The 9,513-nt window shown below is 60.2% G+C and carries 9 protein-coding genes; 5 read left to right on the forward strand and 4 right to left on the reverse strand.

Annotated features, from left to right (window positions below; translation table 11 throughout):
* On the reverse strand, positions 1 to 1,480 hold a 1,480-nt coding region (locus PMI35_RS26905), incomplete at its 3' end, for an acetolactate synthase 3 large subunit (protein WP_008055824.1).
* A gap of 396 nt (positions 1,481 to 1,876) precedes the next feature.
* On the opposite strand from PMI35_RS26905, the gene PMI35_RS26900 reads away from it, so the two are divergent.
* Complete coding sequence (locus tag PMI35_RS26900; protein WP_008055825.1) at positions 1,877 to 2,299, forward strand: DUF4124 domain-containing protein; 423 nt, start codon at positions 1,877 to 1,879, stop codon at positions 2,297 to 2,299.
* A gap of 108 nt (positions 2,300 to 2,407) precedes the next feature.
* On the opposite strand, the gene PMI35_RS26895 is transcribed toward PMI35_RS26900, so the two are convergent.
* The 3 genes from PMI35_RS26895 to mrcB are packed head-to-tail and all read right to left on the reverse strand — an operon-like array spanning position 2,408 to position 5,833.
* The gene (locus PMI35_RS26895) at positions 2,408 to 2,743 is read right to left on the reverse strand and encodes a YqcC family protein (RefSeq protein WP_008055827.1); all 336 of its coding nucleotides are present in this window, start codon (positions 2,741 to 2,743) and stop codon (positions 2,408 to 2,410) included.
* Complete coding sequence (locus PMI35_RS26890) at positions 2,743 to 3,492, reverse strand: tetratricopeptide repeat protein (protein WP_008055828.1); 750 nt, start codon at positions 3,490 to 3,492, stop codon at positions 2,743 to 2,745. Before PMI35_RS26890 ends, PMI35_RS26895 begins: the two co-directional genes overlap by 1 nt.
* Positions 3,493 to 3,508: 16 nt before the next feature.
* Positions 3,509 to 5,833 carry a penicillin-binding protein 1B gene (mrcB, locus tag PMI35_RS26885; protein ID WP_008055831.1) on the reverse strand — a complete coding sequence of 775 codons (2,325 nt, stop codon included), beginning with the start codon at positions 5,831 to 5,833 and terminating at the stop codon, positions 3,509 to 3,511.
* Between the two features lie 114 nt (positions 5,834 to 5,947).
* On the opposite strand from mrcB, the gene PMI35_RS26880 reads away from it, so the two are divergent.
* The 4 genes from PMI35_RS26880 to PMI35_RS26865 all read left to right on the forward strand — a co-directional run bounded on the left by PMI35_RS26880 (position 5,948) and on the right by PMI35_RS26865 (position 9,282).
* Positions 5,948 to 7,504 (forward strand): bifunctional aminoglycoside phosphotransferase/ATP-binding protein, encoded by a 1,557-nt coding sequence (locus tag PMI35_RS26880; RefSeq protein WP_008055832.1) that lies wholly within the window; start codon positions 5,948 to 5,950, stop codon positions 7,502 to 7,504.
* A 91-nt stretch (positions 7,505 to 7,595) separates the two neighbouring features.
* Complete coding sequence (locus PMI35_RS26875) at positions 7,596 to 7,940, forward strand: pentapeptide repeat-containing protein (protein WP_008055833.1); 345 nt, start codon at positions 7,596 to 7,598, stop codon at positions 7,938 to 7,940.
* Between the two features lie 243 nt (positions 7,941 to 8,183).
* Positions 8,184 to 8,456, forward strand: coding sequence for a TfoX/Sxy family protein (locus PMI35_RS26870; protein ID WP_007971093.1), 273 nt, complete (start codon positions 8,184 to 8,186; stop codon positions 8,454 to 8,456).
* 16 nt (positions 8,457 to 8,472) lie between these two features.
* A complete protein-coding gene (locus tag PMI35_RS26865) occupies positions 8,473 to 9,282 on the forward strand; it encodes a Crp/Fnr family transcriptional regulator (protein WP_008055834.1) in 810 nt (269 codons plus the stop codon).
* The last annotated feature ends 231 nt before the right edge of the window (positions 9,283 to 9,513 follow it).

The raw sequence follows: 9,513 nt of genomic DNA on the forward strand, positions 1-9,513 counted from the left end.
GGCTGCCGTAGCTCATGTCCTGCCACTGGCGAACCATGCCCAGTACACCGTTGTTCAGGATGACGATCTTGACCGGCAAACCGTATTGCAGGCAGGTCGACAATTCCTGAATGTTCATCTGGATGCTGCCCTCGCCCGTTACGCAGGCGACGTCATCATCCGGAAAGCTCAACTTGATGCCCATGGCTGCCGGGAAACCGAAGCCCATGGTGCCCAGGCCACCGGAGTTGATCCAGCGGTTCGGCTTGTTGAACTTGTAGTACTGCGCCGCGAACATCTGATGCTGACCCACGTCGGAGGCTACAAAGGCATCGCCCTTGGTCACTTCGCACAGGGTTTCAATCACCGCCTGCGGCTTGATGACGCTGCCGTCACCCTTGTCATAAGGGAACAGGCCGCGGTCACCGCGCCACTCGTCGATCTGCTTCCACCAACTGGCCACGGACTCCTTGTTCGGGGTCTCGCCGATTTCCTTGAGGATCGCGACCATTTCGGTCAGGACGCTCTCGACCGGACCCACGATAGGCACGTCGGCCTTGATGGTCTTGGAGATCGAAGCCGGGTCGATGTCGATGTGGATGATCTTGGCGTTCGGGCAGAACTTCGATGCGCCGTTGATGACGCGGTCGTCGAAACGTGCGCCGACGGCCAGGATCACGTCAGCATGGTGCATCGCCAGGTTGGCGGTGTAGCTGCCGTGCATGCCCAGCATGCCGATGAACTGACGGTCGGTGCCAGGGAAGCCACCCAGGCCCATCAGGGTATTGGTCACTGGCAGGTTGAGCATCTTCGCCAGCTCGGTGAGCGGCGCGGAGCCACCACCCAGGATGACGCCACCGCCCGAGTACAGCACAGGACGCTTGGCCGCCAGGAGCATTTCTGCCGCCTTGCGGATCTGCCCCGAGTGACCGCGAACGGCCGGGCTGTAGGAGCGCAGCTTGGCTTTTTTGGGGAAGACGTATTCGAACTTCTCGGCCGGGTTGGTCATGTCTTTCGGGATATCGACAACGACCGGACCAGGACGACCGGATTGCGCCAGGTAGAAAGCCTTCTTCATGACTTCCGGGATTTCCGACGCGTGCTTGATCATGAAGCTGTGTTTCACGATCGGCCGGGAGATACCGATCATGTCGGTTTCCTGGAAAGCGTCGGTACCGACCATGGTGCTAGGCACCTGGCCGGAAATCACCACCATTGGAATGGAGTCCATGTAGGCCGTGGCGATACCGGTGATGGCGTTGGTTGCGCCCGGGCCGGAAGTCACCAGTACCACGCCGGCTTTACCGGTGGCACGGGCGTAGCCGTCAGCCATATGGGTCGCAGCCTGCTCGTGACGAACCAGGATGTGGGTCACTTCCGGTTCTTTGAACAAGGCATCATAGACATGAAGAAGAGCACCACCCGGGTACCCGTAGATATATTTGACGCCTTCGTCGCGCAAAAAGCGGACGAGCATCTCACCGCCAGATAAAAGCTCCACGTTGTTCACCTCTAAAACGCCAGAATACCGCCCACAAAAGGACGGGTCTTAATAGGTTTACTTCTCAGCAGAGCATGAGCGACGGTGGTCGCCGACTACGTCAGCACTGACTGAGCAAGTATTGGGATCGTCCCAAGTGTTGCGGGCTTTTCCCACCCAGCGCGAGGTAACGCGTTGCGGGTGTAACAGGTCGGCGCGGATGTGCGCCTCATGATCTGCCGAGTGGGTCTGCTTCTGGCAGTCCCTCTACAGCGGACTTTGGATTCTTCTGTTTCGTCCCTTGCAAGTCAAGTCGTCTATGAGGTTTATTCTACTAACCACATGAGAACGCAAGAAAAAACCTGTAAACCCCCTGTGTGTTAGCTTCAATTGCGCAACTTTTGACAAGGAATTGGCATGCGTACGCACTTCCTCATCGCCGGCCTGATGGTCGCCCTCAGCCCGCCGTCCATGGCCGCGCAGATTTACAAGTGGGTCGACGCCCAGGGCGTTACCCATTTCGATGCTCAACCGCCTCGGGATCAGCCAGCCACTACTGTCGTCACGCCCGCCTCCTCCCCCGGCAAACCGGGCACTGCCGCACACAGCGGCGCCATTGGCGACCAACAGGCGATCGACAAGTCGGTGAAGAAGCAGGTGGCCGAGCAACAGAACCAGCTGAAGGCTTTCTGCGAACAGGCGCGAACCAATCTGGCGCAATTGCAGAATAATCCGCGTTTGAGAGAGGAAGTGGATGGCCAGATGCGGCGTCTTGATGGCTCCCAGCGTCAGGAGCGCATCGGCGAAACGCAAAAGCAGATTGCGGATAACTGCATGTAGGAGCAAAGCTTGCTCGCGAAAAACGTCCAGTCAACGCGGGTATTCAGGCAGCCCGTGTCACCGTTGACGACCATCGCGAGCAGGCTCGCTCCTACAGGGGATCGGGAGTTAGCGCGACTCGGTGATCAGTTGATCGAACTCTTTGAGCAACACCTGCAGCTGCCGATCCTTGCCCTGGACATTGCGCCCGGCGAAGACCATCTCGGCCATCTCCTGAATTCCCGATGCATTCGGCAAGGGCAGATCCTGTTCCAGGATTGTTTTCATGCGCGGCAGGAAGATCCATTGCAGCCACTGTTCGAAGTCCAGCGTATCGACCGAAAACGGCTCGACGCTGGACAACGCTTCAGCGGATGGCGGGACTTCATCCCACCACCCTTGCACCCGCAACTCACGTTCGATCAGCAGCAACTGATCGGCAATCTTTGGGAAACGTACATCCATCACGAAGTAACCTTGGCTTTCTGACGAGCCAGTGCGGCGCCCGCGGAATCGCCCTGCTTCTCACGCGCCTGGGCGATCAACTCCCACAGGCTGGCCTGCAGTGCCGGACGCCCATTGGCGAAGGTCAGGCCACGGCGGGCAAATTGTTCGGCCTGCGGCGCGTCACCCTGGGCCATGCGCACCTGCGCCAGGCGATAGAGTACTTGCGGCTCACGCGGGGCGACACGCTGTGCGCGCTCGAGACTGGAAGAAGCGCCATTGAGGTCGCCGCTAGCCTGTTGCTGCTGGGCGGTGGTCAACAGGGCCAGCACCGGACCGTCCAGTTGTTCGTCGGCGGACAGGCCACCGGAACTGGCCGACGGAATCCCGCTCGGCGTCGAAGGCATGCTGTAGCTGCCCTGATTGACCGGTGCGGACTGGACCGGCGACGTGTTCATCGGGCCTGGCGTGATCGGACCCGGGGTAATCGGGCCTGGCGTAATCGGGCTGGTGCTGATTGGCGCCGAAGCCACCGCGCCACCCCCTGGCACCATCACGACAACACCGGTATCGCCTTGTGGAATCTCCTGGGCCTGGGATTGCACAGGACGTTTTACCGTCGTCTGACGGTAGCCGCCGTTCGCCGAAACGCGCTCGCTATTGGAAACCTTGGTGCCGGAATCCACCACCGGAATCGAGCCGCGCTGTACCGAAGAACAACCGCTGAGCAAAGCCACGGCGGTCACCGCTGGAATCAACCACTTGTTCACTTGAAACCCTCTTTGCTTAATTCATCCAGCCCTTGACCCAATCCATCACCGTTTCGCCGTTGATCGGGCTTTCGCCACCACAAGCGGGACCGGGAGGCGGTTCGCTGCCGCGAATATACGGCATCTGCACGGCGCCGGGGCAACCGGCGTCGGAGCCTTGGCCGGTTCGCGCATCGACCCAGGCCTGAACGATATTATCCGGCTGCGGCATGTCCAGCGGCAACGGGTCGGCCTTGCGCATGAAGCTGGTCCAGACCTGCAACGCACCGGTGGCACCCGTGAACGGTGTCTTGCCGTTGTCGTCGCGCCCCAACCAGACCACCGCCAGCAAGTCCTGACTGAAACCTGCGAACCAACTGTCTCGCGAGTCGTTACTGGTCCCGGTCTTGCCGGCCAGGGTCAAGGTCTTTGGCAACACGTTGTAGACCGAGCTGCCGGTACCTTCACGCATCACGCGCTGCATGGCGCTCTGGATCAGGTAGATCGACGCCGGGTCGAAACGCTGCTGGATCTGGAACGGATAACGCTTGAGCGGCTCGCCTTCGGCCGTCAGGACGCTACGAATCCCGCGCATCGGCGTATTGAAACCGCCGTTGGCGAGGGTCTGGTACATGGTCGCCACTTCGATCGGGGTCATGCCGCCGGCGCCCAGCAACATCGAGGGGAAGGCCGGGAACTCGCGACTGACACCCAGGCGCCCGAGTGTCTTGAGGACATTCGGCACACCCACGGCCAGGCCCAGGCGTGCGGTCGACAAGTTGTAGGAGTGCGCCAGCCCTTGATAAAGGAAAACCGTGCCGTGGGAGCGGCGATCATAGTTCTGCGGCTTCCAGACCTGGCCGTCCGCGCCCTTGACCGAGAAGTAGTCGTCCGACAGCCAACTGGTCAATGTGTACTGGCTGGGTTTTTCCAGTGCCGTCAGGTAAACCGCCGGCTTGATCAACGAACCGATCGGCCGCACCGCGTCCAGTGCCCGGTTGAAACCGGCAAAGCTCGCCTGGCGACTGCCGATCATGGCCTGCACCTCGCCGGTTTCCGGGTTGGTCACGACCATGGCCGCCTCGACCTCATCCGAACCCTTGCGGCCGGACAGGCGCTTGAACGTGTCGTTGACCGACGCTTCGGCTTTCATCTGCAGGATCGGATCGAAGCTGGTAAAGATCCGCAGCCCCTCTTCGGTCAAGTCTTCGTCGCGGTAGTCTTCACGCAGCTGGCGCTTGACCAGATCGAGGAAGCCGGGGAACGAGCTGTCCGCCAGGCTGCCGCGCTTGGTCACGCCCAATGGCATTTTCTTCGCGGCTTCGACTTGCTCGGCCGTGGCAACGCCCTGCTCCTGCAGTACATCGAGCACCAGGTTGCGCCGCTCAAGTGCACGCTCCGGATACCGGCGCGGGTTGTAGGAGGACGGTCCCTTGACCATGCCGACCAGCAAGGCCACCTGATGCAACTTCAGTTCGGCCAGTGGCTGGCTGAAGAAGAACTGGCTGGCCAGGCCGAAACCGTGCACTGCGCGCTGGCCGTCCTGGCCGATAAACACTTCGTTGAGGTAAGCCTCGAGGATCTCAGGCTTGTCGTAGTGCAGCTCCAGCAGCAGCGCCATCATTGCTTCGGTCAGCTTGCGGGTCAGGCTGCGCTCGTTAGTCAGGTAGAAGTTCTTGACCAACTGCTGGGTCAGGGTACTACCGCCCTGACGCATGCGACCCGACGAGCCGTTGACCCAGATCGCCCGGGCAATCGACTTTGGCGAGACACCAAAGTGGTGATAGAAATCACGGTCTTCGACAGCGACCAGGGTCTCGAGCAAGTACGGCGGCACCTGATCGATCTTGATCAGGATGCGGTCTTCGAGGTTTTTCGGGTACAGGCCGCCGATCAGCAGCGGTTCCAGGCGGACCACCGACAACTTCGAACCCTTGGTCCCCGACAGTTCGGCCACGTAATCACCGGAGAAACGCACTCGCACCGGTTGCGCTTGCTCCATGCCTTCATAGAACTGGAAGCCACGGGTGTTCAGATCGACGGTATTGCCGCTGACCGAGGCCGCGCCCGGACCATTGGCCACGCTTTCACGTCGATAGCCCAAGGCATCGAGCTCGGTGAGAAAATCATCCCGGCTCAGCTTTTGTCCGACGAACAGCTCGAGCGGACGCGCGTAGACCTTGGCCGGAATGGTCCAGCGCTTGCCGGAGAACTTCTCCTGCACGATGGCATCGAGGTAAACGGCAAACCCGGCCAGCACCACAAGGCCGACCAGGCTGAGTTTAAGGGCCCAGCCCAGCCAGGGCCGCAGGCCGCTGGAGGGGGGTTTCTTTGGGGTACGGGGGGTTCGAGTACGAGTCATGGCGGCGGATTATACGCACTTTATTCATCCTCAACAGGAGGCCCGCGAGTTTGCGTTAGGCTGGCTAGACGCCATAATGAGCCCCTGAATTTTTCCGACTCTTAAGGATCGCCTGTGAGCCAGTCCCTGATCGCCGCTCTGCAAAACCCGGCCCTCTACCCGCATCCTGTAGATGGATTCAAGGTCATCGAGACCCACATTTCCTGGGTCGTGCTTACCGGCCCTTATGCTTATAAAGTGAAGAAGCCGATGAACTTCGGCTTCCTCGACTTCACCACCCTTGAGGCTCGCGAGCATTTCTGCACTGAAGAGCTGCGCCTGAACCAGCGCCTGACCGAGGACCTTTACCTCGAAGTGTTACCGATCACCGGTAGCGCCGAAGCGCCACAATTGGGCGGCGAAGGTCCGGCCATCGAGTACGCGCTGAAAATGCGCCAGTTTGCCCAGGACGGATTGCTCAGCACGCTGCAAGCCAACGGCGAACTGACACCGGCACACATCGACCAGATGGCTGAGCAGATCGCCCGCTTCCACCTGGACGCACCGCGAGTGCCGGCAGAACACGAAGCCGGGACCGCAGACAGTGTCATGGCCCCTGTACGGCAGAACTTCGAGCAGATTCGTCCCTTCCTCAGCGACAAGGCCGACCTGCTGCAACTGGACGCCCTGCTGGCCTGGGCCGAAAGCAGCTTCGAACGTCTCAAGCCACTGTTCGCCCAACGCAAGTCCGAGGGCTTCATTCGCGAATGCCATGGTGACATCCATTTGGGCAACGCCACCGTGATCGACGGCCGCGTGGTGATCTTCGACTGCATCGAATTCAACGAACCGTTCCGCTTCACCGACGTGTACGCCGACACCGCCTTCCTGGCGATGGACCTGGAAGACCGCGGCCTCAAGTGCCTGGCGCGTCGATTCATCAGCCAGTACCTGGAACTGACCGGCGATTACCACGGCCTGGAACTGCTGAACTTCTACAAAGCCTACCGCGCACTTGTGCGCGCCAAGGTCACCCTGTTCAGCATGCCAGCCGAGGCCACCGCGGTGCAGCGCGCCACGACACTGCGCCAATACCGCAACTACGCCAACCTGGCGGAAAGCTACAGCACCATCCCATCGCGCTTCATGGCCATCACCCACGGTGTTTCCGCCGTTGGCAAAAGCCACGTGGCCATGCGCCTGGTGGAGGCACTGGGAGCGATTCGCCTGCGCTCCGATGTTGAACGCAAACGCCTGTTCGGCGAGCAGACCGTCGCCAATGACCTGCAGGCCGGCATTTATAGTGCCGACGCCAGCGCCGCGACCTACCAGCGCCTGCACGAAATTGCCGGGCAGATCCTGCATGCCGGGTTCCCGGTGGTGGTCGATGCCACCTACCTCAAGCATGAGCAGCGCGACAACGCGGCGAAAGTGGCCGAGGCCACCGGCGCGCCTTTCCTGATCCTTGACTGCAATGCGCCGCAAGCAGTGATCGAGAGCTGGCTGGCCCTGCGCCAGGCAGACCAAAAGGATCCGTCCGACGCCACCCTGGCCGTTATCGAAGCCCAGCAAGCCAGTCGTGAAGCTCTGACACCCGCAGAAATCCTCTGCAGCAAGCGCGTGCAGACCAACGAAAGTGGAACCCTCGACACGGTGGTGGAACAGATTCGCCAGCGCCTGCCCGGCCTGTAAGGGGGCATTTGTGCCGTGAAGCCTGACCCGGCTTCACGGCCTTCAAATACTGGCACTATACTGGCGTCATAAATCCAACAGGTGACGCGACATGAGCCAGCCGAAACTGCTCGACACCCCGCTTTATGCCTTGCTGCACAAGGACGACATCGCCGGTTTCAACAAAGAGCGCCCCCAGCACGGGACTATCAACATGGTCGGTGGTGATTTCCGTGGCCTGGACCTGCGCGAACTGGACGCCGACGGCATCGACTTCACCGACGCCTATTTCCGCTCCGCCGATCTGCGCGGCATCGATTTTCGCAACGCTTCACTTGAAGGTGCGAGCCTGGCCCATGCACAAATTTCCGGCGCCTACTTTCCGGCGGAACTGAGCGCCGACGAAATCCTCATGTCGATGAACTTCGGTACGCGCCTGCGTTATCGCACCCGCTGACCGTCAGTCTGAAATGACAAGTCCAGCGCCCCCACTTCGCGCTTGACGTCGGGCGGTCTTGCTCGAAAATCGGGCATTTTGATCGCTATCCCCTTCCTTTTCCTCGCTTTTAGCAACGTCAGGGGCAACTGCCGCTTAGAAGCTTTTGCATCGAAACCGAGCAAACAATCACGCTTTTCCTGCTGATGGCTACACTCCTCAGAAGCTTGCCCACGCACCATTCGGCCATCGCAAGGAGGCTTGATGAATGATGAACTGCAACACCTGAAGAATCTTGGCAAGACGTCGGCGCAATGGCTGCATGCCGTGGGCATCCACAGCGCCTCGGACTTGCGTCGCCTGGGGGCGGTGGACGCTTATCGGGCCGTGCGCACGCGCGGGTTCCGGGCCTCCAAGGTGTTGTTGTACGCGATCGAAGGCGCCTTGATGGACGTGCACTGGAACGACATCCCCGCTGAACGCAAGGAAGCCTTGAACAAACAACTCGAAGCCATCTCGTCACGCCACAAGAACTGAACGAGTACCGCTCGCCATGTACTTACTTGGGGAACAACCGGCTTACGCCGAAACACTGATCAATCGCCTGCAAAACATGCCCGCCCGACTGTTGCAGGGTTTAGCGCCTAGCGGACCCGCCGTCGCTTTTCCTGCCATCGACGACCTCGCCGCAGCATTGTCCACCGATCAACTGTTCATGCTCGATACAGGCCGGCTGCACGGCTGTATCGATGATCGTGCGCTGTTCTATCTGCAGCAGGGCGATCTGATCGGCCTGCGCCAGGACGCGGGGCTGCCCCGCTGTCGCCTGTGCAGCAAGACGCCCGTGGCGCTGACACCCTACCTTCGATCGCAGGTGTTCCAGCACATCTATGCCGACCCGGCCCGCTCCGAGCTGTTCCTGCAATACATGGCGGGGCAGACCGCCCTGCTGTCCGATGCCGTGGCGCGCCTTCAGCAACCGGAGTTTCGCGCCACCAACGGCTTCCAGCGTGTTGCCAGCGGCGAAATGCTGATCCGTCAGGGCGATGAAGCGGACCATGTGTTCGTAATCATCGACGGCCACGCCGAAGCGTTTGTCGATGGCGTGAAGGTGGGCGATGTGCCCAAGGACGAGATTTTCGGTGCCATGGCCGTGTTTACCGGCGAGAAACGCAACGCCACGATCATCACCCGCGAACCCAGCACCATCATGCGCATTCCCAAGGACCAGTTTTTGAGCCTGACCCAGAGCAATCCGAAGATTGCCAGCAGCCTGATCGAGAGCATGGCCCGGCGTATCGACCTGTTGAATAAACAGGTTACACAACTGAGCGCACTGAAAACGACAGGCAGAGTTCAATGAATACAAGGACTTGGAACGAGCGTGCGACACGAATCGAACAAATGGGAAATCACCTGTTGACTTGGTAATGAGAATCGATATGATTATCACAACTGGTCGCGAGACTGGTCGATATTCTGGAAAGCCCTTGGTTCGGACTCTCAGATTATCTCCTCATCAGGCTAATCACGGTTATTTGACCCGGCTCTTGCCGGGTCTTTTTTTGCCTGTGTGTACGGACCGGACACATGG

The sequence above is a fragment of the Pseudomonas sp. GM78 genome, assembly GCF_000282475.1.
Taxonomy (GTDB): Bacteria; Pseudomonadota; Gammaproteobacteria; order Pseudomonadales; family Pseudomonadaceae; genus Aquipseudomonas.

Excerpts from the sequence above, each read along its gene's own strand:
- PMI35_RS26895 (WP_008055827.1), bottom strand. The coding sequence starts at position 2,743 with ATGGATGTACGTTTCCCAAAGATTGCCGATCAGTTGCTGCTGATCGAA.
- PMI35_RS26875 (WP_008055833.1), top strand. The coding sequence starts at position 7,596 with ATGAGCCAGCCGAAACTGCTCGACACCCCGCTTTATGCCTTGCTGCAC.
- mrcB (WP_008055831.1), bottom strand. The coding sequence starts at position 5,833 with ATGACTCGTACTCGAACCCCCCGTACCCCAAAGAAACCCCCCTCCAGC.
- PMI35_RS26865 (WP_008055834.1), top strand. The coding sequence starts at position 8,473 with ATGTACTTACTTGGGGAACAACCGGCTTACGCCGAAACACTGATCAAT.
- PMI35_RS26870 (WP_007971093.1), top strand. The coding sequence starts at position 8,184 with ATGAATGATGAACTGCAACACCTGAAGAATCTTGGCAAGACGTCGGCG.
- PMI35_RS26900 (WP_008055825.1), top strand. The coding sequence starts at position 1,877 with ATGCGTACGCACTTCCTCATCGCCGGCCTGATGGTCGCCCTCAGCCCG.